Here is a 24,866-nt window from a genome sequence, read left to right on the forward strand (position 1 = left end):
AAGAACCCGGCGCCCGGGCCCTGTTGTACAAAGGCCCGGGCTGCGGCAACCGATCCCTGTGAATCTTCAGAGGGGTCAAATCAAGGGGCGTGACCTGGCCGCTGGACGGCTAGCCCCAACCTGTAAGTAAGGAGAATCAAGAAATGGCATTTGACGCATATATTCAGATCGACGGCATTCCAGGCGAAGTTCTGGATGACAAGCACAAGGACTGGATTGAAGTACTCGGTTACGAGTACGGCGCCACCCAAGCGACGTCGGCGACTGCCAGCTCTTCGGGCGGTGCGTCCTCCGAGCGTGTCGCACTGAGCGATTTCAGCATCCGCAAAGCGGTCGACAAGGCCTCTGCAAAGCTGTTCGAAGCGTGCTGCAAAGGCACTCACATCGCCAAGATCCAGCTGAACGTCAACCGTGCGGGCGGCGACAAGCTGACCTACCTGACCATCAACCTGGAAGAGGTTGTGGTGTCGTCGGTCAAGGCCATCGCCGGTGGCAGTCAGGATGGCGAAGACAAAGCCGTCAGCGACCTGCCGATCGAAGAAATCAGCTTCAACTTCGCTCGCATCAAGACCACTTACACCCAGCAGAGCCGTGCCGATGGCCAGGGTGGCGGTAACGTCACTGGCGGTTGGGACCGTACTGCGAACAAGGTTTTCGCTTGATCGAGTAGTCACAGCGGCCCGTTGCCTGGCGCAGCGGGCCGTATTCAACACCGTGCCGGCTGGATCGGCGCGGTGTTCTTTTTTCTTATCCCGAGTTGACCATGTCTGAATTTCTCAACGACCTTTCACTGACCGAACTGACAGCGCCGATCGATGGAGGAAGCGGCGACGACCTGAGCTTTTCCACGCTGTTCGACAACGTCAAGGAAGCTCGTCGAGCGGACCCTGATTACTTGACCCAAGGTGACTGGCAGACCGATCTGAAATCTTCGGATTGGGACCTGACGATTACCCTGGCTGCACAAGGCCTTGCTCAACAGAGCAAGGATTTGATGCTCGTCGCCTGGCTCAGCGAAGCCCTGGCGCACAAATACCACTTTCTCGGCATCACCTTCGGCCTGACCCTGGCCGAGCGGATTCTTGAGCGTTTCTGGGATGACCTGTACCCGGCGCTGGACGAAGGCCTGGAAGAGCGCGCGGCACGCCTGGCCTGGCTGAAAACCACCCTGGCCGATGTGGTGGGCGGGCTGCCGATCACCCAGGGCGATCAGTTCGGCCTGCTGCGCTACGACGAGTCCCGGCACATTGAGAACCTGGCGCTGCAAAACCCGCAGGCCATGCGCATCGCGCTGGACGAGGGCAAGATCAACGCGGAAATCTTCCAGCGTTCGGTGGTGCTGACCGACACCGAGCACTTCCTGCGCAAGGCCTCGGAAATCACCGACAGCCTGCAGGCCTGCCGGCAGTTGCAGGACACAGCCGATCGCCTGTTCGGCAGCGAAGCACCGAGCTTCGCCGGCCTGAGCGAAATCCTTTCCCGCGCCGCGCAACTGGCTGAAAAACTGCTCAAGGACCGTGGCGTGGAAATCAACCCCGCGCCTGCCCAACCGACCGCCGAGCCTGTCGCCGAACCGGCCGATCAACCCGCTGCGGGGCCTGCCATGACCATCACCGTGAAAGACACCGCGTCGGCGCCACTGCGCACCACGCCGCTGACCCGAGATGAAGCCTTCACCATGCTTGCCGGCGTCGCCCAGTTTTTCAAACAGACCGAGCCACAGAGCCCGGTGCCGTACCTGATCGAACGCGCGATCAAATGGGGCAACATGCCCCTGGAAGGCTGGCTCAACGACGTTATCAAGGACAGCAACGTGGTCGACAGCATTCGCGATGTGCTGGGGACCAAAGAGCCGAAGGGCTGAAACGAAACACTGACGGGCAACCGCGGCCTCATCAAAAATGACGAGACCGCAACGTTATAGGTGGATGAAGACCCTATGGGACGGACCAGCGTTGTCAGCCCATCAGCTCGGAAATCTCGATCAGATTGAGATCGGGATCACGCACGTAAACCGACCGAATCGGCCCTGTCGCGCCGGTGCGCTCGACCGGCCCTTCGACGATGGGCCACGCCTGCGCCTGTAGGTGGGCGATGACGGCATCGAGGCTTCGGCTGGCAATGAAGCACAGGTCGAGCGCGCCGGGCACGGGCAGGTGAGCCTTGGGTTCGAACTCGTGACCGCGCTCGTGAACGTTGATCTTCTGGTTGCCAAAGCGAAACGCCAGACGGCCGCTGCCGAAGGTTTCCAGCTGCATGCCCATCACGCGCACGTAGAAGTCTTTACAGGCCTCAATATCGATGGTGGTCAGGACCAGATGGTCAAGGTGATCAATCATTTGCGTACGCTCCGTGGGCTAATGAGGTCGACCGTCAGGCAGTCTTTCAGCACCGACCTCAGTGTTCGTTCTTGTCCAGCGTTCTCAACTTCTGCGGCAATGCCCACATTAACAGGCCAGCCGCGATCAGGCTGCTGACGCCGATGACGTAAAGCGCAGGCGTCGTCGTGCCAGTGAGGTCCTTGATCCCGCCGACCATCACCGGGCTGACGATGCCGCCGAACTGCCCCAACGTGTTGATCAGCGCAATACCGCCCGCCGCGCCGGCACCTGCGCCCGCCAACAGCTTGGGCGGGAGGGTCCAGAAGGCCGGAATGGCGGCGACAATCCCGCCACCGAGCATGGCTAGGGAGACGATCAACAGGCTGGTGTGCTGGGCAAAAAAACCGGCGCTGAAGAAGCCGATAGCCCCAAGCACCATCAGCCCGCAGACGAATTTGCGGCGTTCGCCGCTGGCGTCCGAGAGGCGCCCGACAACGATCATGCTGATGGCGCCGAAGATATAAGGGATGGCCGTGAGCAGCCCGATGATCACCGGGCTTTCGACACCCGCGCTGCGAATCAGCTGCGGCGCCCAGAAGTTCAGGCCGTAGGACGCCACCTGAATCAGGAAATAAATCAGCCCGAGCATCAGGAAACCCGGCATTTTCAGCGCGGTCAGCAGCGAGCCCCCATGCTTGTTCGGCTCATGCTGAGCGATGCGGCTCGACAGATACGTCTTCTCGGCGTCGGTCAGCCAGTGCGCGTCGGCAACACGGTTTTTGAGGATCTTCAGCACCGCGAAACCCAAGGCAATGCATGGCAGGCCGCCGAGCAGGAACAGCCAGTGCCAGCCACGCAGCTGCATCACGCCGTCCATGTGACCGAGGACCAGTCCCGAGATCGGTGCGCCCAGCAGCCCGGCGAAAGCCGAGGCCAGGAACAAAATCGAGGTGATGCGGCCCCGGTAGGTCTGCGGGAACCAGAGCGTCAGGTAAAACAGCACGCCCGGTGCGAAACCCGCTTCCATGGCGCCGATGATGAAACGCAGCACATAGAACTGCCATTCGGCGGTGACGAAAACCATCAGCGCCGTGGCGACGCCCCACGACATCATGATGCGGGCAATCCAGCGACGCGCCCCCACCTTGTACAGCATGATGTTGCTCGGCACTTCGAACAGCACGTAGCCGATGACGAACAGGCTCGCCCCCAGCCCGTACGCGGTGTCGCTCAGGCTCAGATCGGTTTGCAGCTGGAACTTGGCAAAGCTGATGTTGATGCGATCAAAAAACGCGAACAGGTAGCAGACCATGATCAACGGCATCAAGCGCCACGCAACCTTGCGGATCAGTGCCTTTTCGGCGCTCACAACCTCGGCGAGGCTGCTGTTCGAGGTCAGAACAGAGACGGTCATTGCGATACTCCAGATCGACTCTCTGAGAGAGCCCTATTGTTTTTGTTGTCTGGACGCGCACGCAGCGGAACGCGCGCGTTTGTGTGGGAAACCGGGACAGGCGGCGCGTTAGCCGGGCAGGTTTTCCGGCGCCGGGTGAAGATCACGGTTGCGCCCGGCCTTGGCCACCTGCCCCGGCATTTCATGGCCCAGCAGCCCCGGTAAACCGCGCGACAAAACGAGCAGATGCGGCAGATCGATGCCCGTCTCGATGCCCATCTCATCGCACATATTCACCAGGTCCTCGGTGCAGATATTGCCCGAGGCGCCCGGCGCGAACGGGCAGCCACCGAGCCCGCCCAGCGAGGCATCAAAGCGCCGCGCCCCCGCTTCGTAAGCAGCGAGCACATTGCTCAGCCCCAAGCCGCGGGTATTGTGAAAATGCAGCGTCAGCGCCGATGACGGAATCCGTGCAAGCACGCGCTGCACCAGCGCAAACACCTGACGGGGGTTGGCCATGCCGGTGGTGTCGGCCAAGGAGATACCGTGCATGCCCAACGCCAGATAGTCATCGACGATCCGCAGCACACGGTCTTCATCGATGCGGCCCTCGAACGGGCAACCGAACGTGGTGGCAATGGAGCCGTTCAGGCTGAGCCCAGTGCCCGAGGCCAGCGAGACCACCTCGGCGAAGCCCGCGAGGGACTGCTCGCAACTCATGCGCATGTTCGCCAGGTTGTGGGTCTGGCTGGCGGACATCACCAGATTCATCTCATCGGCACGCGCCTCGATGGCCCGCTGGGCACCGCGCAGGTTGGGAATCAGGGCGACGTAGGTCACACCGGGCTGGCGCCGGATGCCGCGAAACACCTCATCCCCGTCACGCAAAGCCGGAATGGCTTTGGGAGAAACAAAAGAACCGGCTTCGATGCGGCTGAAACCGGCGAGAGAAAGTTGGTCGATCAAGGCGATCTTGTCAGCGGTGTCCACCCAGGTCGGCTCGATCTGCAAGCCGTCGCGCGGGGACACTTCCTGCACGATCAGGCGCTGGGAGAAGTCGGTGATCATTGCACCACCCCACTGTGCTTGAGCTGCGCAATGTCGGCGGCGCTCATGCCCAGCTCGCCGAGCACGCTGTCGGTGTGCTGACCCAGCGCGGGGCCTTGCCAGTTCACGGAGCCTGGGGTTTCCGAGAGTTTCGGCACGATGCCCGGCATCTTCACCGTGGCACCGCCGGGCAGATCGGCGTCAAGAATCATCCCGCGCGCCTGGTAATGCGGGTCGGCGACGATGTCCGCGACGTTATAGATCCGTCCCGCCGGCACCTCGGCCGCTTCAAGCGCCTTGAGTACATCATCAATGGGCAACTCCGACGACCACGCGCTGATCGCCCCGTCGAGCATATCGCTCTGGGCGGCGCGTCCATCGTTGTGGGCGAACTCGGGGTCCTCGGCCAGATCGGCGCGGCCAATGGTCTGCATCAGGCGTTTGAAGATCGGGTCGCTGTTGCCGGCGATGACCACGTAGGCACCATCGGCGGTCGGGTAAGTATTGGACGGCGCAATGCCCGGCAGTGCGCCACCACTGCGCTCACGGACGTGGCCAAGCATGTCGTATTCCGGCACCAGGCTTTCCATGACGTTGAACACGCTTTCGGCCAGAGATACATCGACCACCTGACCATCGCCCTGGCCGGTCTTGACCCGCAACAGCGACATCAGCGCGCCCATCACCGCGTGCATCGACGCCAGCGAATCGCCCAGGCTGACGCCGACCCGCGCCGGTGGCGAACCCGGCGTGCCGGTGGTGTAGCGGATGCCACCCATGGCTTCGCCAATGGCGCCAAACCCGGGACGGTCGCGGTAAGGACCGGACTGACCGTAGCCGGAAATGCGCACGAGGGTGAGTTTGGGGTTCAGCGCGTGGAGCACCTCCCAGCCAAGACCCAGCTTTTCCAGGGCTCCGGGCCGCAGGTTCTCGATCAGCACGTCCGCGCTTTCAGCCAGCCGCTTGACGATGTCGATACCTTCGGGAGATTTGAGGTTCAGGGAGAGGGACTTCTTGTTGCGCGACTGCAGGTACCACCACAGCGAGGTGCCTTCGTGCAGCTTTCGCCATTTACGAAGCGGATCGCCCTGCCCCATGGATTCGATTTTGATCACCTCGGCACCGAACTCGCCCAGCAGGCGGGCGGCAAAGGGTGCAGCGATCAGCGTGCCGATTTCAATGACGCGCACGCCTTGAAGGGGGCCTGTCATAGCGGTTACCTCGAGTCTTTCTTGGAATTTGTCACTAAGACTAGAGGAACGGGGTTCGGCAAATCCAACCGTCAGTTGGCAACGACCGTTCGCGAAACGCGAAGGCTCAGCCCTCGTGACTCTGCAGATGCTCGAACAGCAACTGGCTGACCGGCGACAGTGCGGCGGTGTCGCGCACCACCAGAATCAGCGTGCGCCGGGCCCACTCATCGCTCAAGCCTACGGCCCTGAGGCCCAGCGACGGACCAAGCAGATCGAACGCCTTGCGTGGCAGCACGCCGATGCCCATGTCGGCCTGGACCATCCGGCACATGGCATCGAAACCCGGCACGTGGATGCGCACCCGCAGCGGCCTGCCGTGGGCGCGGGCGGCGTTCTGGGTACGCATGTTGATGGAGCTGGCGGCGTGCAGGCCGATGTAGTCACTGCCGAGGGTGTCCTCGAACGCCACCTGCTGATGCCCGGCAAGCGGGTGATCGTCACGCATCACGACGACCAGTTCGTCGCGGCGATACGGTGCGCTGTGAAGGCCCTGAGTGTCGGTGTCTTCAGAGCAGATGCCGATGTCCGCGACACCGTCGACCAGGCCCTGCACGACGCCGTTGCTGGGCCGCTCTTCGAGATCGACTTTGACCAACTCATGAGTGGCGACGAAGGCGTGCAGGTCTTCCGGCAAGAACTGAATGATGGCCGAGAGGTTCGCCAGCATGCGCACATAACCGCGCATGCCCTGCAGGTGCTCGTCGAGTTCAAGGCCCATTTTCTCCAGATCGGAAAGCATCCGCCGGGCATGGTGCAGCATGGTCTCGCCTGCTGCGGTCAACAGCATGCCCTTGGCATTGCGCAGGAACAGGCCGATGCCGAGCACTTCTTCCAGCTCCATCAGCCGCTTGCTCGCAGCCGACACCGCAATCGCCTCCCGCGCCGCCGCCCGGGTCAGGGTGCCTTCTTCGTACACCGCCACGAACAGCTTGAGGGTAATCAGGTCGAGTCGGCGGATGAGGTTTTTGTGCAGCATGGGACTTACTCGATCAGGGCGCGGCCGAAAGCATACACGTGCTGCTGTTGTGTGGAACCGGCTTTGGCCGGTAAGAGGCCAGCGCGAACACTCTCAATTTTGCGGCGTGCCATCCGACGCCTTCCCGGCTAAAGCCGATCCTACCAAGCATGCACAGTCCCACTGATGGCATCACACCGGCACGGTCAGTCCCGTCCATTGTTCAGACACCACCCACAAGCGTTCGGCGAGTTTGGCATCGGTCGCCCAGCTCGCGACACCCGTGCGGCCCGCTTGCGCGTCATGCGGGGCGGCGATGTTGCAGTCTTCGCAATACACGCCGCCCTTGCCGTCCAGCGCGGGACTGGTCGCGCACCACAATCCCGTCGCAGCGCCCTGCTCCACGGTTTTCAGGCCTGCGTGGGGGTCCAGCCGTTGGTTGCCTTGCTCGTCCAGCACGTCAAACGCCGCGATTTCCTCGGCGCTGAGGTGCCGTCCCAGGTCAGTAAGAATTTGCCCCGGATGCAGCGAAAACCCACGCACGCCGTGATCTTTTCCCCGCGCATCGAGGGCAATGGCAAACAGCGCATTGGCGGTTTTGGACTGACCGTAGGCCACCCATTTGTCGTAGGGGCGGCGCTGAAAGTCGATGTCATCAAAATCAATCCCGGCAATCTGGTGCCCTCGCGACGACACGGATATCACGCGCGCACCGCCCGACGCCACCAGCGCTGGCCACAGCCCGCAGGTCAACCGGAAGTGCCCAAGGTGATTGGTCGCGAACTGGCTTTCGTGGCCGTCGACGTCCCGTGACAGAGGCGACGCCATCACGCCGGCGCAGTTGATCAACAGCGCGACCGGCTGACCTTCCCCGACGACGCGGCGGCTGAAGGCGCTCACCGAATCGGGGTGAATCAGGTCCATCTCGCGGACGTCGATCCTGTCGGCGCCGGCAATGCCGGCCAGCGCGACACGGGCGCGCTGCAGGTCTCTGGCCGGAACGATAACCCGAGCGCCTGCGGCGACCAGACGTTGAGTGGTGACCAGACCCAGACCAGAATGACCGCCGGTGACGATGGCGAGCTGACCAGTGAGGTCGATGCCTGCCATGACCTCGGCGGCGGTGCTGGCGGCATTGAAGGGTGTGGCGATGGGTTGCTGAGGCGTGGTCATGCTGTTCTCCCGGATGAGTATCGCGAGAGGGAATTCTTGGCTAAGCTCGCAGGACGAACCAGTCACCTGAATCCGGTTTTCTGTCGTGATCATCCAAAACCCTGAATCTGACCCCCTTTCCGACGTACTGGCCCTGGCCGGTTTGAGCGCGGCATGCTCCGTCCGGCTTCAGGCGGGTGGCGCCTGGGCACTGCGCTTCAAGCCCATCGAGTTGAAATTCAATGTGGTGCGCCGAGGCGAATGCTGGCTGTGCATGGACGGCGCGCCACCCCGACGGCTGCGCACCGGTGACTGCTTCGTGGTGTCGCGCACGCCCTTCGTTCTGGCGAGCGCGCCGGAGGTGGAAGCGCTGGACGCCTCCGAGGTGTTTTCAACCTCTGGCGAGTCGGCGCGCTTTGGTGTCGGCGATGAAGTGGAGCTACTCGGCGGCAGCGTCTCGCTGGTCAGCTCCGGCGCCGTCGAATTGCTCGACCTGCTGCCGCCCGCGTTGATCATTCACGCCGAAAGTGGCGCCGCGACCTCCTTTGGCTGGCTACTCGACGAGCTGGACCGGGAATGGCAATCGGGGCTGGTGGGCGCCCAGGCCATGTGCAACGACCTGCTCCGGCTGATCTTCATCCACGCGCTGCGCCATCACATCTCGACGGCCGATGCCGCTGACCTGAAATGGCTGGCCGGGCTGCGCCACCCGTCAATCGCCCCCGTGCTCCGAGCCATTCACAGCGCGCCGGAAAGGTCATGGACTCTGGCTGAACTGGCGAGCCTGGCGTGCCTGTCACGCTCCAGCTTCGCAGCCCTGTTCAAAACCGTCGTGGGCCAGGCCCCAGTGGAGTACGCCACGCGCTGGCGCATGCAGGTCGCGGCGGCGCGCTTGCTCAATGGCGTGGACAGCGTCGCGGCGGTGGCAGCGTCGCTGGGCTATTTTTCCGACGCGGCGTTTGGCGTGGCCTTCCGGCGAGTCCATGGCAAGTCGCCAGGACGTTACCGGCGTGAGACCGTCGGGATCAGCCCGGCGTCGCGGTAGTCCTGAATCAGCGCATCAAACAGCTCGATGTCGGAACGCGTGCGGGCAATCAACTGCGCCCCGGCCACCGCGGTGTAGATCGCCAGCGCGCGGCGTTCGCACTGCTCTGCGCTGCCCACTCCCGCCTCCATCAGTCTGCCGGTCAGCCAGGCCACGCTGGCATCGGCGTAGGCTTTCACCTCGCGGCGGATGTCTTCCGGCAGGTCCTCGTGCTCGGCCGCCATGAAGCTGGACAGGCACAGCCGGTTGCCGTTTTGCAGGGAGGTGCGAAAGATCGACGGATACAGTTCCAGGCAGCGCAGCGGGTCCGGGTTCGCCTCGCGGATCGCCTCAAGCGCGCTGGCGGTGTCCTGCCAGTAACGTGCCGCCACCGCAGCGCCCAGCTCGGCCTTGCTCGGGAAGTGGTAGTAGATGCTGGCATTTTTGATGCCGACCGTTTCGCCGATGCTGCGGAAATTGATGCCGCTGTACCCGTGCAACTGCGCCGCCGTTTTCGCAGCGGCCAGAATGGCCTCGCGCGCATTTTCGCTCACGCTGAACTCCTCCAAGGGTCGATTGATGGCCCGCATCGTACTCCCAAACATATCAACCTGCCAATTGACAGGTAGGGCTTGACAGCGTGGTCAAACACGCCCAAAGTTTTGCCTACCAACTGACAGGCAGACACATTATGACCTCCCCTATATCGCAGTCCGATACCTCCGCTATTCCCCTGATGAAAATCCACGACTGGTTCAATGGCCCTTACCCGGCCAGAGTGCGCATCGCCTTGGCAGAGAAAAACCTGCTCTCGAGAATCGAATTCGTATCGGTAAACCTGTGGAAAGGCGAGCACAAGAAACCTGAGTTTCTCGCCATCAATTACTCCGGCACGTTGCCCGTGCTTGAGCTGCAAGACGGCACGCTGATCGCCGAATGCACCGCCATCACCCAGTACCTGGACGCCCTCGTTGGCAGCCCCGACCTCACCGGTGCAACGCCGGTAGAGAAAGGCCGCATTCACATGATGACCAAACGCGCAGAGATCGAGTTTCTCGATGCGGTCAGCACCTATTTCCATCACGGCACACCGGGTCTGGGGCCTGAGGTCGAGCTGTACCAGAATGCCGAATGGGGCAACCGCATGCGTGACAAGGCGGTCCGAGGCATGCGCTATTTCGACAGTGTGCTGAAGACGCAGCCCTTTGTGGCCGGCGATTCGTTTTCGATGGCCGATATCGCGGTCTTTGGCGGAATGATCTTCGCTTCGCTGGTGGATCTCGCGGTGCCGGCAGACTGTGAGGCGCTGCTGGCCTGGCACGCACGGATGAATGAACGTCCCAGCGTCCAGACCTGGCAGGCGATGGTCGCAGCGGGCCAGGCCCAAGGCTGAATCCCTGACGTTGGCACCCCGAATCCGGGGTGCCAACTGAGGCAAGTTGATCTCACCCAGACGTCGAGCAGTGCATTTCCGCCAAGAAAGAGGTTAATTCGTCATCAAGCTGAACCGATTCAGGTCGATATCCCGGTGATCTCTCTTCCTATGGACAGCCCCGACATGAACCTCAGACGCCTCAACATCGCCCCCCGCTCGCTGATCTGCTTTGGCTTTTTTGCCGTGTTGATCGCTGCCGTCGGCCTGTTCTCACTGATGCAATCCTCCCGGCTCAAAGACGCCCGGGACGCCCTGCAGGACAACGTGCTCCCCACCCTCCTCGCCATCGCCGACATCAAAAACGACCTGCTGACCATTCGTCTCGGCAACACCAGCCTGCGTGCTGCGCAAAGTGCCGCGAGTAACGAGTCCGCCATGAAGCGCGTCAGCCAGGGCCGCGGTGATCTCGAGAATGATGTAAAGCGCCTCAAATCACTGCTGATCAGCGAGCGTGGCTTGAATGCCTACGCGCAGATGGAGCGCGACATGCAGGCTTACCTCGCCGTTCACGCACGCTTTCTCGACGCCGTGGCGCAGAAGCGCGATGACATTATCGTTTCATTGACCGAGCCGTCCGGCGAACAGACACACGCGGCCGATACGCTCGCGAAAGACATCGCCACCATCGCCGAGTTGGCCAACGAGAAAATGCACGCCTCGGATGTCGCGGCAGAGGAAAGTTACGATCAGGCCCGCAATGTCATCATCGCTGCCATCGTGGTGGCGCTGGCCGCTACCCTCGCCCTGGCCGCCCTGTTCACCCGCAGCCTGGTGGCGCCGATCGCCAAAGCGTTGGCCGTGGCCGAAAACATTGCCGCCAACGACCTGAGCAAGCCGATTCAAGTGGACGGCTCCGATGAGCCCGGCCGCCTGCTGCACGCGCTGTCGGTGATGCAACAGAACCTGCGCCAGACCCTCTCGGAGCTGGGCCACTCGTCCAATCAACTGGCCTCGACCTCCGAAGAAATGACCGCCGTGACCGAGGAATCCCTGCGCCGGGTTCAGCGTCAGAACGACGAAATCAATCAGGCCGCCACGGCCATCAATCAGATGAGCGCCGCGGTGGAGGAAGTCGCCCATAACGCCTCTCTGGCCTCGACGGCCGCGCGGGATTCCAGCGATTCGGCGGAACAGGGTCGTCTGCGGGTCAACGAAACCATCTCGGCGATCAACGAGTTGCACGACTCGGTCGGCGCCACTGCGGATGAAATCAACGGGCTGGCCGGCCAGGTGCAGAACATCAGCGGCGTGCTGGATGTGATTCGCGGCATCGCCGATCAGACCAACCTGCTCGCCCTCAACGCGGCCATCGAAGCCGCTCGCGCGGGCGAAGCCGGACGCGGTTTTGCGGTGGTGGCCGACGAAGTGCGCGCCCTGGCGCACCGCACCCAGCAGTCCACCGCCGAGATCGAAAAGATGATCGCCTCGATTCAGGGCGGCACTCACAAGGCGGTCACGGCCATGGGCCAGAGCAGCGAACGCGCCCGGGTCAGCCTGGACGTCGCCGGTGCCGCCGGTCGGGCCCTCGCCGACATCAAAACCGCCATTGTGCTGATCAACGAGCGCAACGTCAGCATCGCCACGGCCACGGAAGAACAGGCCCAGGTCGCGCGGGAAGTCGATCGCAACCTGACCAGCATTCGCGACCTGTCGCTGCAGACGTCTGCCGGTGCCAATCAGACCTCGGCGGCGAGCAATGAGCTGTCACAACTGGCGGTGGGCCTGAACGGTCTGGTGATGCAATTCAGAACTTAATCGGACGCGAGTGATCGCACCTCTGAGCCGTCTGTTTGCGGCATCAAACGATTTCGGAGGTGAAAGCATGAAGTTTGTGAAACTGGGTTCCACGGGGCTGGACGTGTCGAGGCTGTGCCTGGGGTGCATGACGTTTGGCGACCCGGACGCCGGCACGCACCCGTGGACGCTGGATGAGGACGCCAGCCGTCCGATCATCAGGCACGCGGTCGAGCAAGGCATCAACTTCTTCGACACGGCCAACAGCTACTCGGCGGGCACCTCGGAAGTCATCGTTGGCAAGCTGCTGAAGGAATTCACCCGTCGCGAAGAAACCGTCATCGCGACCAAGGTGTTTTTTCCGGCCAACATGTGGGAAGGCTCCAAGCGGCCCAACGAGCAGGGGCTGTCGAGGAAAGCCATCATGGCCAACATCGACGCCAGCCTGACGCGGCTGGGCACCGATTACGTCGACCTGTACCAGATTCATCGCTGGGATTATCACACCCCCATCGAAGAAACCATGGAAGCGCTGAACGACGTGGTAAAGGCTGGCAAGGCGCGCTACATCGGCGCGTCGTCGATGTTCGCCTGGCAGTTCGCCAAAGCTCAGCAGGTCGCGGCGGCCAACGACTGGAGCCGCTTTGTGTCCATGCAGAACTACCTCAACCTGGTGTACCGCGAAGAACAGCGCGAGATGATTCCGCTGTGCCTGGATCAGGGCGTCGGCCTGATGCCATGGAGCCCGATGGCCCGTGGCAGACTCACCCGGCCCCATGGACAGCAGACCGAACGCACCAAGACCGACATTTCTGGCCAGTCGTTTTACGAGGGGACGGAAGCCGAGGATGGTCGCGTCATCGACGTGGTCGAGCAGATTGCCGGCGAGCGTGGCGTGCCTATGGCGCAGGTCGCGCTGGCGTGGGTGTTGGCCCAGCGTGGTGTGTCGGCGCCAATAGTCGGAGCTTCCAAGCCGCACCATCTGGACGATGCGATCGCGGCGCTGGAGCTGGTCCTCAGCGATGACGAAGTGAAACGCCTTGAGGCGCCCTACGTTCCTCACGCCGTGACGGGCTTCGCGTGAAGCCCCACGGTCATTCCGGGCTTGCCACCGGCCGGGCCGTCGTGTTGTTCGACGGCACCTGCAAGCTCTGCAATGGCTGGGCGACCTTCATCATCAGCCAGGACCGCGAGCACCGGCTGGCGCTGGCCGCCGTGCAGTCGCCCGAGGGTCAGGCGCTGCTGAAATGGGCGGGATTGCCCCAGGATCAGTTCAACACCATCGTGCTGGTGGAAAACGACCGCTTCTATGTGCGCTCGGACGCGATGTTCAATATCCTTGCCCACCTGCCCGCGCGATGGCACTGGCTGCTTCTGGCACGGATATTCCCGAGGGTGCTGCGTGACTGGCTGTACGACAAGATCGCGCTGAACCGCTACCAGCTGTTTGGCCGTTACGACACGTGTCGCTTGCCCGCTGCGGATCACCCCGATCGCTTCCTGGGCAAGAGCGCCCTCAAGTAGCGACCAGGTGACACCAGCGCCGGGTTGACGGGATGCGGTCAGTGACGCGGCTTGCGCGCCCACGCGCCGAACATCACGTCGCCGATGTAGATGCCTTCTGACTGCGTGCGCTCCTCATCAAGGCGCTGCTGCAGGGTATCGATGTCGACCTCGTCGGCGGTCGCCACGCCCAGGGTGATGATCCGGGGCAAACACGCACGGACGATGTAACCCAGGGCGTAGGCCTTGTCGGGGGTCTGCACGATGCATTCGGCGCGCACGTTCTCCACGGCCAGACCGGCCTTGCTCAGAATCCCATGAAGATGAAAGCCGATGTGCAGGTCGGCGCCTTCGCGGGCGATCATCTCGCGCAGCCAGCCCTGGGCCTGGCGGTGCAGGGCGAAGCCGTCAAGGCTGGCCGGGGCCATCGTGGTGTCATGCTCCTGGAAGACCATGACGCCGCCGGGCCGAAGCAGCCGGCCCAACGCGGTCGCTGCCGCCACGGTGTCGGACTGATACATGAGCACGCGGCGGCCGACGACCGCATCGAAAGTCCCCAACGATGCCGGCACGTCCAGCAACCCGCTCTGAACAAACGTCGGCAACGCCAGTTGACCTTCAATGGCCCGGCTGCGCGCCGTGGCAAGCGCCGCGTCATCGTGATCAATCCCTACCACTTCCCCCGTTTCGCCTACCAGCCCGGTCAGCAGAAAGGCCACATCCCCCGATCCGCAGCCAACGTCCAGTACGCGCATTCCTGGGCCAATGCCGGCATCCATCAACAGCTGAGTGGTGAAATCGGGTCTGGCAGTCGTCATGGGAAGCGCTCCGGAAAAGTGCGCGAAGTCTGCGCTACGGGCGGCATGGGGTGCAATGGAGCCACTCGCTCGCGAATGAATCTGTCCACTCCCTGAATCTTCAGCGGCTGAAATGCCGTCTTCGTGAGCAAGCTCACTCCCACAATCCTTGCCCATGGCTCGAGGTCTACAGCCGGTCTCGATCCGGTGGGAGCGAGCTTGCTCGCGAAGGCTTATTTGTATTCCGCAGAGGCAGTGGCCGAAAGTCCCGCTCACTTCGCGTACGGGTTCTCAACACAAGTCCATCGGACTCGCTGACATATAGCGTCATCGCCATGCCGCCATATCCCACTATATGGGATGACCAATCACATATTGAGGTATCAGGACATGTCGTCTATGGTGGACGTCAGTGCTCCCTATCAGCTCCCTTTATAAAAACAACAGGAAGTCCCATGCCCACGCCATCTCTGGATTCGGGCCTGCACGCCAGCACCATGAAGCGCCTCAACATCAAGTTGATTCCCTTCCTGATGCTGCTGTACATGGTCGCGTACATCGACAAGTCGAACATTTCCGTTGCCGCATTGCAGATGAATGCCGAGCTGGGCCTGACCGCCCGCATGTATGGCATCGGCGTGGGACTGTTCTTTCTGACCTACATCCTTCTTGAAGTCCCCAGCAGCGTCATCCTCACGCGGGTCGGCGCGCGGCGCTGGATTGCGCGGATCATGATCACCTGGGGCATCGTCGCCGCGGGCATGGCGTTCGTGCAGAGCGCCAATCAGCTGTACGGCATGCGCCTGCTGCTGGGCGCCGCCGAGGCGGGTTTTACCCCGGGCATCATTTATTACCTGTCGCAGTGGTACCCGAAGACCGATCGGGCCAAAGCCATGTCGTTCTTCTACATCGGCGCCGCCCTGGCGTCAGTGATTGGCTTGCCGCTGTCGGGGGCGTTTCTGCACCTGGACGGGTATTTCGGCGTCAGCGGCTGGCGCTGGCTGTTTCTGCTGGAAGGCCTGCCGGCGGTGATCCTCGGCATCGTCGTGTTGCGCTACCTGCCGGATTCGCCGCAAAGCACACACTGGCTGCAGGCTGATCAGAAGGAATGGCTGAGCCGCACCATCGCGGCTGAACAGGCGAACTCGCCGATTTCCCACCATGCCGCCTGGCAGACTGCGTTTCGCAGCCGTCAGGTCTGGCTGTTGAGCCTGTTCTGGCTCCTGCAAGCGTTCGGCACCATCGGCATCACGCTGTTTTTGCCGCTGATCGTCAAATCGGTGTCCGGCCAGGAATCGTTCACTGTCAGCGTGCTGTCGGCGCTGCCGTTCCTGTTCGCCTGCGTATTCATGTATTTCAACGGCACCCATTCCGACCGCAAGGGCGAGCGTGGCTGGCACCTGGCGCTGCCGCTGATGGCGGCCGGTGTACTGCTGGCGCTGGCGGTGTGGACCAGCAACCCGTGGCTGGCGTACGGATTGCTGGTGGTGGCGGTCGGCTTGAACTGGGCGGCCACGCCGGTGTTCTGGGCGACGACCACCGAATACCTTTCGGGCGCTGCGGCCGCGGCGTCCATCGCGCTGATCAACTCCATCGCCAACATCGCCGGCCTTGGCCTGCCGCCCGTCATGGGCTGGATCAAGGACGCCACGCAGAGTTACGACTATGCGTTGCTGTTGGTTTCCGCAGCTCTGTTGGTGGGCGGTGTGCTGGGACTGTTCCTGGCTCGCGCGCCACGTGCAGCGCCTGTCGTTGCCACCGCAACTGCTGCCGCTGCTGTTCCTGCCACTCACATCACCCGAGGTCTAGATGAAGCCAAGGCTCCTTAAAATCGCCCGCTTGCCGGCCATGCTCGATGACGCGCTGAACGCGACCTACGAGGTGGTGGAAGCCGATCAGGACGGCACTGGCGTTGGCCAATCCACCGCCGACATCCGCGCCATGGTCGCCAATGGCGAATCCACGGTCAGCCGGCAGTTGATCGAAAGCCTGCCAGCGCTGGAAGTCATTGCCGTGTTCGGCGTGGGCTATGACGGGGTTGATGTGGCGGCGGCGCGGGAACGTGGCATCCGCGTCACCCACACCCCCGATGTGCTCACCGAAGACGTGGCAGATTTTGCCATGGCCTTGATGCTGGGCATCGCCCGCAACCTGCGGGTGGCCGACCGTTTTATCCGCTCGGGCGCCTGGGCAAGCGGTCCCATCGCTTTCAGCCGCAAGGTCAGCCGGGCGCGCCTGGGCATCATTGGTCTGGGCCGTATTGGCGCCGCCATCGCCCGCCGAGCCGAGGGATTCGATATGTCGATCGCCTACACCGGGCGGCGGCCACAGGACGTGGAATTTACGTATTACGCGTCGGCGGTAGAACTGGCGGCAGCGGTGGATTTTCTCGTCATTGCGGTCGGTGGCGGCGCCAGCACCCATCATCTGGTGGACGCGAAGGTGCTGGAGGCGCTGGGTCCCAAGGGCTATCTGATCAATGTCGGCCGTGGCAGCGTGGTTGATGAAAATGCCCTCGCCCAGGCCCTTGCCGAGGGTCGTCTGGCGGGCGCGGCGCTGGACGTCTACGAAAACGAGCCGCACCCCGCCGCTGCGCTGCTTGATCTGGACAACGTCTTGCTCACCCCGCACATGGCCAGCGCCACGTGGGACACCCGGCAGGCGATGTCCGATCTGGTCATGGCCAACCTCCACGCCTGGCACAGCGGCGCAGACTTGCCCACGCCCGTTCCGGAATAGCCCGACGTGGCCTGCGGCTCGCCGAATTGATAACGGTGCCGCAGGAGCCCTGATTCGTTGCCTGTCTGAAAGCAGGGTTTGGCGGTATGGTGTGGCATCCCCTACTCAAGGAAGATCCATGGCCGCTCATACCGCCAGCCACGCTCAAAAGCACCTCGCCGTTCTCATTGATGCGGACAACGCCCCCGCCGCCATCGTCGAAGGCTTGTTCGAAGAAATCGCCAAATATGGCGTCGCCAGCGTCAAGCGCATCTATGGCGACTGGACGGGGCCGCAGCTCGGCGGCTGGAAGAAGGTCCTGCTGGACCACTCGATCCAGCCCATCCAGCAGTTCGCTTACACCAAGGGCAAGAATGCCACCGACAGCTCGCTGATCATCGACGCCATGGACCTGCTGTACACGCGGCGCTTCGACGGCTTCTGCCTGGTGTCCAGCGACAGCGATTTCACGCGTCTGGCGTCGCGATTGCGCGAAGAAGGCTTGACCGTGATCGGCTTTGGAGAAGAGAAAACACCCCGGCCGTTCGTGGCGGCCTGCGACAAATTCATCTACATCGAATTGCTGCGCGAAGAGGTGATCGCCGCCGCCAGCGCAGAGCAGACCCTCGATGCCCCCGCGCAGTCAGACGTGGCAAAACCCGCAGCGGCAGAAACCCCGAAACGTCCCAAAGCACCTATCGGATTTATCGCGAAAATCCTCGACGACATCGCCGATGAAGACGGATGGGTCCAGCTCGGCGCCCTGGGCACCAACATCACCAAGCTGCGGCCGGAATTCGACCCGCGCACCCACGGCTACAGAAAGCTCAGCGACCTGATCAAGGGCTACCCGCAAGCCTTCGAGTTGCAGGCCAGAACCGCGTCCAGTGGCACGGCGGTGATGTACGTCAGGCACAGACAAAACGGCAAATAACCCGATCAGCTTTTTCATGTATGGAGTCTTGCATGCCCATCTACTCAGTCGACTACCGCTTCAACGCTGAACCCCGCAATCATCGCTTCGACCTGAATCAGCCTGAGCTGTCGGTGAGCGAAGCCGCGATGCACCTGCTTGAGCTGCATTTCGGCGACAGCGAAAACAGCCTGATGATGCCCAACGCCGACGCCACCCCGGATGAAGTCATCGAACAGGCCGACCAGCTCGGGCTGACGGACATTCGCGTCACGGACACGGCGAGTGATGACGTCTGGTAAAAACGTTGAACCCTGCAGCGGCACCTGCATCCGATCACTACGACTGAACATTTCCCGACTGACAGGTGCCCCATGATCGAGATCAACAGCTACACGACCGTCAAACGCCGGGAGCGCGTGCCCCATGACGTATTCGCCCACTACTGGCGCGACGTCCACGGCCCGCTGTGCTCGCGGCTTCCGGGCCTTGGCTTGTACATCCAGCACCACTTCTCCCGGCAGCAGGATGCGCACCTCTGGCCCCTCGCCGATGGCATCAGCGAGATTCAGGATTACGAACTGGACGGTGGGGTGGAGATCGGTTTTGAATCCGCTGCGGACCAGAAGCAGTTTCAGGAGGCCAGCCCGATCCTGTTTTCGGACGAGCAGAACATGTTCGACGAAACCCTGGCCTACGCCCTGCCCCAAGGCTCGCTGACCCTGACCAACGCGCTGGAGGATGAGCGCTTCAACGGCACCGACACCTTCGACCGCATTCACGTGCACTTCAGCCCCCGCGAAACACTGCCGCAGCTGCATGCCTACCTGAAGTCAAACCTGGGCCCGCTGCTGGCAAGCGCTGAAGGGGTGGTTAAAGTCTGTCTGCACCTGTGCGAGCCATTCGAGAACGACGGCCAGCACCCACCTGCGCCGAACGTTGCGCACTTCGCCAACCCGGCGCGCGCGGAATTGGCCGTGCTGGAAATCGCGTTCACCTCGCCGCTGGCGCGTCGTGGTTTTTTCCAGAGTGACGTGTTCCAGAACACCTTGCCTGAGCAGTCGAAACACATTGCCCAGCTCAAGACGTTCGCCGTCTCCGGGCTCTACACCTACGTGCGCGACAGGTCCCTGACCACCGCAGGATTGCGCGGCAGTCGGGCAGCCGAGCTGATCGAATACCTGGGCGCGGTGAACCAGGTTCAGCCCGATGTTGAAGCGCTGATGCTGAAAGGCACCCAGGCCAGCTAGTGGTTTCTGTCGGTGGCCGTGGCTCACGGCTGCCGACAATTGAATGGCCTGGGAGCAACGCCTGCCGCCTCAGGATTGATCTGATCCATGCATCAATGGATGAAAAAATAACGATTATCGTCGTCTGAAAATTGCCACAGAATCTCCAGTTACAAGCGCTTACAAACTCAAAAAAAACGCTGGAGAACATCATGCATCAACCGCCAAGCCAGACCTCCTCCGGGAAGTCCAGGGCAGGAATGGTCTTCCGGGTCACCTCCGGAAACTTTCTTGAACAGTTCGACTTCTTCCTCTTCGGCTTCTACGCCACCCAGATCGCCTCCGCCTTCTTTCCCGCCGGCAACGAGTTCGCCTCGTTGATGATGACCTTCGCTGCCTTCGGCGCAGGTTTTCTGATGCGGCCATTGGGCGCTGTGCTGCTGGGCGCGTACATCGATGATGTCGGGCGCCGCCGCGGCCTGATCGTGACGCTGGCGATCATGGCCAGTGGCACCTTGCTGATTGTTCTGGTGCCGAGTTACGCCACGATCGGGCTGTGGGCACCGGCGCTGGTCTTGCTCGGGAGGCTGCTGCAGGGATTCTCCGCAGGCGCAGAGATGGGCGGCGTGTCCGTTTATCTCGCCGAAATGGCAACGCCGGGGCGCAAAGGTTTCTACGCCAGTTGGCAATCAGCCAGTCAGCAGGTGGCCATCGTTGTCGCCGCCGCCCTGGGTTACGGCCTCAATCAATGGCTGGCCCCGGCCGAGCTGTCGGCGTGGGGCTGGCGCATTCCATTTGCCGTCGGCTGCCTGATCATCCCGTTCATCTTCCTACTGCGCCGCAGCCTCGAAGAAACCGCTGAGTTCAGCACGCGCAAACACCGCCCGACGATGAAGGAAGTGTTCGCAACACTGCTCGGCAACGCCAGTGTGGTCATCCTCGGCATGCTGATGGTGGCGATGACCACCACCGCCTTTTACATGATCACCGTCTACGCCCCGACCTTCGGCCGCTCGGTTCTGCAGCTCAGCACCAGCGATGCGCTGATCGTGACCCTGCTGGTGGGGGTGTCGAACTTTTTCTGGCTGCCCATCGGCGGCGCGTTGAGCGACCGCCTGGGGCGCAAACCGCTGCTGCTGGCGATGTCATTGCTGACGCTGCTCACGGCGTATCCGGCGCTGTCATTCCTGGCCCAGGCGCCGACATTTGCCCACATGCTCGAAGTGCTGCTGTGGTTTTCATTTCTCTACGGCATTTACAACGGTGCAATGATTCCCGCCCTCACCGAAATGATGCCCGTCGAGGTACGCGTCGCCGGTTTCTCCCTCGCCTACAGCCTGGCGACGGCGATCTTCGGCGGCTTCACGCCGGCTGTTTCCACCTGGCTCATTCACCTGACCGGCGACAAGGCAGCGCCGGCCTACTGGATGATCTTCGCCGCCCTGTGCGCCTTTACCGCGACGCTGGTGCTGTACCGCCGTCTCGCCACTCAGTCACTTGCCACTGCTTGAAGGACCCTTTCATGAACGCTGTACTAAAACCCCTCTGCGTGATCGCGCTGGCCAGCTGCGCCTACGGCAATCTTGCCTACGCCGAAGAGCTGACCGTCATGACCTCCGGCGGCTTCACTGCCGCCTATCAACACTTGGGACCGCACTACGCCGAGCACAGCGGCAACACCCTGAAAACGGTGCTCGGCCCGTCGATGGGCAAAGCGGCGGAGGCCATCCCCAACCGGTTGAGTCGCGGCGAGCACGCCGACGTGGTGATCATGGTGGGCTACGCCCTGGATGACTTGATCAAGCAAGGCAAGGTCGACGCCGCCTCGCGCGTGGAACTGGCGGATTCGCGCATCGGTATGGTGGTGAAGGCCGGCGCAGACAAACCTGCCATCACCACGGATGCGGAGCTGAAAGACACCTTGCTGGCGGCCAGTTCAGTGGCCTATTCAGACAGCGCAAGCGGCGTCTACATCGAGAAAGAGTTGTTCAAGAAACTCGGCGTTCAGCCGCAGATGGCGCCCAAAAGCAAGATGATCGAACGCATTCCGGTGGCCTCCGTTGTGGCCAAGGGTGACTACCAGCTCGGCTTCCAGCAGGTCGCCGAGCTGTTGCCGATCCCGGGGGTCACTTTCGTCGGCAAGATCCCGGAAGACGTGCAGTCGGTGACCCGCTATGCCGCCGGCATTCCGAAAAATGCCGATCACCCCGTCGAAGCGAAGGCACTGCTGAAGTACCTGTCGTCCCCCGACGCCCAGGCCAGCATTCGCGAAACCGGCCTGGACTCAGTCCCGCGTTAACGTCCCGGGCAGCGCGCGAATTCGCTGCTCCAGCTCCAGTGCCGCGGGCGTCAATGTGCGTCCGCGGCGTTTCAGCACCCCCATCTGCCTGACCACCTCAGGCTCCACCAGCCGCACTTTCGCCAGAATCGGGTGGGCGGAGATCGGCATGGCAATGGACGGAACCACCGCAATGCCCAGCCCCGCTTCGACCAGCCCCAGCACCGTGGTCACGTGGCGTGCTTCGCAGACGCTGTGCTTGCCCGGCTGCAGCCCGGAAAGCGCGCGATCCAGCACCAGGCGATTGCCCGAAGATTTGTCCAGCGTGATGCAGTCGTGCTCGCACGCCTGAGCCCAAGTGACGGCGTCGAGGGTCGCCAGCGGATGGTCGCGGCGGCAGGCAACGACGTAGTGCTCTTCAAGCAGCGGACTGAACTCGATTTCCGGCGCGAGGTTGCCGGTGAAACTCACTCCGAAATCGGCCTCGCCAGCAGCCACCGCCGCACTCACCTCATTGGCCGACACGTCGATGAGTCTGATCTTCATCAGCGGGTATTGCCCGTGAAAGCTGCGTATCGCATGGGGCAAGAAGTAGTAGGCCGCTGAAGGCACGCAGGCCACGGTCAACGTGCCCCGGCGGTTCGCGCCGCCATCGCCGATGCTGAGCAGGGCCAGATCCAGGTCATCCAGCAGACGTTCGACCTGAGGCAGAAACGCCCGCCCGACGTTGGTCAACGAGACCTTTCGCGTGGTCCGCTCAAACAGCTTGACCCCCAGGGCGGACTCGAGCTTTTCGATGCGGCGGCTCAGGGCCGACTGGGTGATGCGGATGGACTCGGCGGCCCGGCGAAATCCCTGGTTTTCAACCACTGCGCGAAAAGCCTGGAGGTCATTGAGGTCGAAGTTGATGTTCACGGCAAGGCGTCGCTTTGATCGAAGACGGGCATCAATGGTAAGGCGCAACGCATTCGCGAGCCATCCCCGGGCGGATCTCATGGCGCGCCGCTGGTGTTGATCGGATCGGATTGATTAGTACAGCGTGTCGGCGATCCGGCCCGGCAGCGCCTTGTCATACGCTTCGCCGTCGATGGCCGCTTGGGACACCTCTTTGAGGATCTGCCCCGCTGTCGGCAACGCGCTACGCGGTATCTGCTTTGAGGCATCCCACAGCCCTGCCCTGATCACCGCCCGGCTGCACTGGAAGTACACGCTGGTGACGGCGATTCGCAGCACCGATTTCGGCGGCTTTCCGCCCACGGCAAAACGCTCCAACAGGTCGGGCGCGATGGAGATCTGCGCCGTGCCGTTGACGCGCAGGGTTTCGCCGACGCCCGGGACCAGAAACAGCAGCGCGACCCGCGGTTCTTCGATGATGTTGCGCAGGGTGTCGATGCGGTTGTTGCCGCGTCGGTCCGGCAGATACAGCGTTTTGCTGTCTTCGATGTGCACAAAGCCCGGCTGATCGCCCCGGGGCGAAGCATCCAGTCCCCCAGGCCCTGACGAGGCGAGAATCAGAAAGGACGCCGCTTCGATGAACGGCCGGTAAACCGGGTGAATGTGGTCGACTTCTTTGACCAGCGACTGCGGCGCGATCGGGCCATAAATTGCTTCCAGCGCCTGCCTGGTTGTCACGTTCGAGCTGTCTTCAAGATCCATCGTGGTTCTCTGCGGTTTCTTCTTGAATGAAAAGGTCGGAATGCAATGACGCTTCATGCCCGTTCGGGGCAATAGTGCCTGATGCATGTGGCAGATCGAGCGGCGATCTGATTCACTGCCTGCCTTTTCACCGTCCAGCATCTGCACACCGGGTAAACAGGCATGAACCGTCGCAAGAAACTCAACCAGATACTCAGAGCCAACGCAAAAAAGGCGAGTGCCAAACTGGCGCCGAAGAACAAAGACACCTACGTCAGCAAGGCCGATCGGTTGAAGCTGGCTGACGCCAATGCTGAAGCCACGCCCGAATCCACCCCTGAAGCGGTCCACCCTTCCGAGACGGTTTGAACACCCTCCATTTGCAATGCGCCGCCTACCCCTGGTAGGACCGGCTTCAGCCGGGAAGAGGCCAGTCCATACGCCATCAATTTCGCAGTGTGATTGCCGACGCCTTCCCGGCTAAAGCCGGTCCCACAGGGACGCGCGCTGTGTCAGTGGGACCGGCTTCAGCCGGGAAGAGGCCAGTGCGTACGCCATCAATCTTGCAGTGTGATTGCCGACGCCTTCCCGGCTAAAGCCGGTCCCACAGGACCCACGCAGTTTCATAGTGGGACCGGCTTCAGCCGGGAAGAGGCCAGTCCATACACCATCAATTTCGCAGTGTGATTGCCGACGCCTTCCCGGCTAAAGCCGGTCCCACAGGACCCACGCAGTTTCATAGTGGGACCGGCTTCAGCCGGGAAGAGGCCGCTGCATACGCCATCAATCTTGCAGTGTGACTTCCGACGCCTTCCCGGCTAAAGCCGGTCCTACGGGACGCGCGGGGTGTCAGTAGGACCGGCTTCAGCCGGGAAGAGGCCAGTGCGTACGCCATCAATCTTGCAGTGTGATTGCCGACGCCTTCCCGGCTAAAGCCGGTCCCACAGGACCCACGCGGTTTCATAGTGGGACCCGCTTCAGCCGGGAAGAGGTGTAGTGGTCAACTAATTCCGGACACCTCGATAGGTGGTTTCAAGATCATCGTCCGTTCGTAAACGGTCGGTGGCAGATACCCCAGTTTCGAGTGCAGCCGCTCGTTGTTGTAATACCCAACGATGTATTGAGTGATGTCGCGTATCGCTTCGCCATGGTTGGCGTAATTGCGCCGCCATACCCGCTCCATTTTCAGGCTCAGGAAGAAGCGTTCCATCACCGCATTGTCCCAGCAGTTACCCTTACGGCTCATGCTTTGCTGCATGCCGTGCCTGGCCAGCAGCGATCTGTAGATTGCGCTCGCATATTGGCTGCCGCGATCGGAGTGAGCGATCAGGCCAGGCGGCGGTTGACGCTGCGCGACGGCCATCTGCATCGCGCTGCACACCAGCTCTGCAGGCATGTTTGGGGCCATCGCCCAACCCACGATCTTGCGCGAGAACAAGTCCAGCACCACGGCCAGATAGAGCCAGCCGCTGCGCGTTC

At 62.3% G+C, this 24,866-nt stretch carries 26 protein-coding genes; 15 read left to right on the top strand and 11 right to left on the bottom strand.

Going from position 1 to position 24,866, the window contains the following annotated elements:
* The first annotated feature begins 143 nt into the window (after window positions 1-143).
* Both AC0Z8Z_RS24580 and tssA read left to right on the top strand, forming a co-directional pair.
* Window positions 144-662 carry an Hcp family type VI secretion system effector gene (locus tag AC0Z8Z_RS24580; protein WP_485620851.1) on the top strand — a complete coding sequence of 173 codons (519 nt, stop codon included), beginning with the start codon at window positions 144-146 and terminating at the stop codon, window positions 660-662.
* Window positions 663-763: 101 nt separating this feature from the next.
* Entirely contained in the window at window positions 764-1,864 is a 1,101-nt protein-coding gene (gene tssA / locus AC0Z8Z_RS24585; RefSeq protein WP_485620852.1) for a type VI secretion system protein TssA, read from the top strand.
* A 94-nt stretch (window positions 1,865-1,958) separates the two neighbouring features.
* Here the strand turns inward: tssA and AC0Z8Z_RS24590 are convergent, their stop codons facing one another.
* The 6 genes from AC0Z8Z_RS24590 to AC0Z8Z_RS24615 form a co-directional block, all read right to left on the bottom strand.
* Window positions 1,959-2,339, bottom strand: a complete 381-nt coding sequence (locus tag AC0Z8Z_RS24590; protein ID WP_485620853.1) for a VOC family protein — start codon at window positions 2,337-2,339, stop codon at window positions 1,959-1,961.
* A 58-nt stretch (window positions 2,340-2,397) separates the two neighbouring features.
* Window positions 2,398-3,735 carry an MFS transporter gene (locus AC0Z8Z_RS24595; RefSeq protein ID WP_485620854.1) on the bottom strand — a complete coding sequence of 446 codons (1,338 nt, stop codon included), beginning with the start codon at window positions 3,733-3,735 and terminating at the stop codon, window positions 2,398-2,400.
* A 108-nt stretch (window positions 3,736-3,843) separates the two neighbouring features.
* Window positions 3,844-4,782, bottom strand: a complete 939-nt coding sequence (locus AC0Z8Z_RS24600; protein WP_485620855.1) for a hydroxymethylglutaryl-CoA lyase — start codon at window positions 4,780-4,782, stop codon at window positions 3,844-3,846.
* Complete coding sequence (locus tag AC0Z8Z_RS24605; RefSeq protein ID WP_485620856.1) at window positions 4,779-5,972, bottom strand: CaiB/BaiF CoA transferase family protein; 1,194 nt, start codon at window positions 5,970-5,972, stop codon at window positions 4,779-4,781. Before AC0Z8Z_RS24605 ends, AC0Z8Z_RS24600 begins: the two co-directional genes overlap by 4 nt.
* 106 nt (window positions 5,973-6,078) lie before the next feature.
* Window positions 6,079-6,990: a LysR family transcriptional regulator gene (locus AC0Z8Z_RS24610; RefSeq protein ID WP_205483764.1), complete on the bottom strand. Its 912-nt coding sequence runs from the start codon at window positions 6,988-6,990 to the stop codon at window positions 6,079-6,081.
* A gap of 171 nt (window positions 6,991-7,161) precedes the next feature.
* Complete coding sequence (locus AC0Z8Z_RS24615) at window positions 7,162-8,142, bottom strand: oxidoreductase (RefSeq protein ID WP_485620857.1); 981 nt, start codon at window positions 8,140-8,142, stop codon at window positions 7,162-7,164.
* Window positions 8,143-8,227: 85 nt separating this feature from the next.
* Here AC0Z8Z_RS24615 and AC0Z8Z_RS24620 point away from each other — a divergent pair, with 85 nt between their 5' ends.
* Window positions 8,228-9,166, top strand: coding sequence for an AraC family transcriptional regulator (locus tag AC0Z8Z_RS24620; RefSeq protein ID WP_485620858.1), 939 nt, complete (start codon window positions 8,228-8,230; stop codon window positions 9,164-9,166).
* Here AC0Z8Z_RS24620 and AC0Z8Z_RS24625 read toward each other — a convergent pair.
* A complete protein-coding gene (locus AC0Z8Z_RS24625) occupies window positions 9,124-9,699 on the bottom strand; it encodes a TetR/AcrR family transcriptional regulator (protein WP_485620859.1) in 576 nt (191 codons plus the stop codon). The genes AC0Z8Z_RS24620 and AC0Z8Z_RS24625 overlap by 43 nt on opposite strands.
* A 182-nt stretch (window positions 9,700-9,881) precedes the next feature.
* Here AC0Z8Z_RS24625 and AC0Z8Z_RS24630 point away from each other — a divergent pair, with 182 nt between their 5' ends.
* From AC0Z8Z_RS24630 to AC0Z8Z_RS24645, 4 genes are all read left to right on the top strand, one after another.
* The gene (locus AC0Z8Z_RS24630; RefSeq protein WP_485620876.1) at window positions 9,882-10,538 is read left to right on the top strand and encodes a glutathione S-transferase; all 657 of its coding nucleotides are present in this window, start codon (window positions 9,882-9,884) and stop codon (window positions 10,536-10,538) included.
* A 165-nt stretch (window positions 10,539-10,703) separates the two neighbouring features.
* Window positions 10,704-12,335: a methyl-accepting chemotaxis protein gene (locus AC0Z8Z_RS24635; RefSeq protein ID WP_485620860.1), complete on the top strand. Its 1,632-nt coding sequence runs from the start codon at window positions 10,704-10,706 to the stop codon at window positions 12,333-12,335.
* A 67-nt stretch (window positions 12,336-12,402) separates the two neighbouring features.
* On the top strand, window positions 12,403-13,398 hold the full coding sequence (locus tag AC0Z8Z_RS24640) for an aldo/keto reductase (protein ID WP_485620861.1): 996 nt from the start codon (window positions 12,403-12,405) through the stop codon (window positions 13,396-13,398).
* A complete protein-coding gene (locus AC0Z8Z_RS24645; RefSeq protein ID WP_485620862.1) occupies window positions 13,395-13,838 on the top strand; it encodes a thiol-disulfide oxidoreductase DCC family protein in 444 nt (147 codons plus the stop codon). The genes AC0Z8Z_RS24640 and AC0Z8Z_RS24645 overlap by 4 nt, the downstream gene beginning before the upstream one ends.
* A 38-nt stretch (window positions 13,839-13,876) precedes the next feature.
* On the opposite strand, the gene AC0Z8Z_RS24650 is transcribed toward AC0Z8Z_RS24645, so the two are convergent.
* The gene (locus AC0Z8Z_RS24650) at window positions 13,877-14,635 is read right to left on the bottom strand and encodes a methyltransferase domain-containing protein (protein WP_485620863.1); all 759 of its coding nucleotides are present in this window, start codon (window positions 14,633-14,635) and stop codon (window positions 13,877-13,879) included.
* Window positions 14,636-15,069: 434 nt separating this feature from the next.
* On the opposite strand from AC0Z8Z_RS24650, the gene AC0Z8Z_RS24655 reads away from it, so the two are divergent.
* The 7 genes from AC0Z8Z_RS24655 to AC0Z8Z_RS24685 all read left to right on the top strand — a co-directional run bounded on the left by AC0Z8Z_RS24655 (window position 15,070) and on the right by AC0Z8Z_RS24685 (window position 21,773).
* Window positions 15,070-16,443, top strand: a complete 1,374-nt coding sequence (locus AC0Z8Z_RS24655; protein WP_485620864.1) for an MFS transporter — start codon at window positions 15,070-15,072, stop codon at window positions 16,441-16,443.
* Window positions 16,424-17,353 carry a 2-hydroxyacid dehydrogenase gene (locus AC0Z8Z_RS24660; protein WP_485620865.1) on the top strand — a complete coding sequence of 310 codons (930 nt, stop codon included), beginning with the start codon at window positions 16,424-16,426 and terminating at the stop codon, window positions 17,351-17,353. Before AC0Z8Z_RS24655 ends, AC0Z8Z_RS24660 begins: the two co-directional genes overlap by 20 nt.
* Window positions 17,354-17,471: 118 nt before the next feature.
* The gene (locus AC0Z8Z_RS24665) at window positions 17,472-18,266 is read left to right on the top strand and encodes an NYN domain-containing protein (RefSeq protein WP_485620866.1); all 795 of its coding nucleotides are present in this window, start codon (window positions 17,472-17,474) and stop codon (window positions 18,264-18,266) included.
* 32 nt (window positions 18,267-18,298) lie between these two features.
* Window positions 18,299-18,547: a hypothetical protein gene (locus AC0Z8Z_RS24670; RefSeq protein ID WP_485620867.1), complete on the top strand. Its 249-nt coding sequence runs from the start codon at window positions 18,299-18,301 to the stop codon at window positions 18,545-18,547.
* A gap of 72 nt (window positions 18,548-18,619) precedes the next feature.
* Window positions 18,620-19,495, top strand: a complete 876-nt coding sequence (locus tag AC0Z8Z_RS24675) for an EthD domain-containing protein (protein ID WP_485620868.1) — start codon at window positions 18,620-18,622, stop codon at window positions 19,493-19,495.
* Between the two features lie 191 nt (window positions 19,496-19,686).
* Window positions 19,687-20,985, top strand: coding sequence for a tricarballylate/proton symporter TcuC (gene tcuC, locus AC0Z8Z_RS24680; RefSeq protein ID WP_485620869.1), 1,299 nt, complete (start codon window positions 19,687-19,689; stop codon window positions 20,983-20,985).
* 11 nt (window positions 20,986-20,996) lie between these two features.
* Window positions 20,997-21,773: a substrate-binding domain-containing protein gene (locus AC0Z8Z_RS24685; protein WP_485620870.1), complete on the top strand. Its 777-nt coding sequence runs from the start codon at window positions 20,997-20,999 to the stop codon at window positions 21,771-21,773.
* On the opposite strand, the gene AC0Z8Z_RS24690 is transcribed toward AC0Z8Z_RS24685, so the two are convergent.
* Both AC0Z8Z_RS24690 and AC0Z8Z_RS24695 read right to left on the bottom strand, forming a co-directional pair.
* Window positions 21,759-22,667 carry a LysR family transcriptional regulator gene (locus AC0Z8Z_RS24690; RefSeq protein WP_485620871.1) on the bottom strand — a complete coding sequence of 303 codons (909 nt, stop codon included), beginning with the start codon at window positions 22,665-22,667 and terminating at the stop codon, window positions 21,759-21,761. The genes AC0Z8Z_RS24685 and AC0Z8Z_RS24690 overlap by 15 nt on opposite strands.
* A 114-nt stretch (window positions 22,668-22,781) precedes the next feature.
* Window positions 22,782-23,408, bottom strand: coding sequence for a pyridoxamine 5'-phosphate oxidase family protein (locus AC0Z8Z_RS24695; RefSeq protein ID WP_485620872.1), 627 nt, complete (start codon window positions 23,406-23,408; stop codon window positions 22,782-22,784).
* A gap of 162 nt (window positions 23,409-23,570) precedes the next feature.
* Between AC0Z8Z_RS24695 and AC0Z8Z_RS24700 the strand changes: the two genes are divergently transcribed.
* Complete coding sequence (locus AC0Z8Z_RS24700) at window positions 23,571-23,756, top strand: DUF2986 domain-containing protein (protein WP_485620873.1); 186 nt, start codon at window positions 23,571-23,573, stop codon at window positions 23,754-23,756.
* Between the two features lie 631 nt (window positions 23,757-24,387).
* Here AC0Z8Z_RS24700 and AC0Z8Z_RS24705 read toward each other — a convergent pair.
* A partial coding sequence (locus AC0Z8Z_RS24705; RefSeq protein ID WP_485620874.1) for an IS3 family transposase occupies window positions 24,388-24,866 on the bottom strand: 479 nt, incomplete at its 5' end.

Source organism: Pseudomonas sp. 1L-C-7-B-C1 (assembly GCF_057291635.1).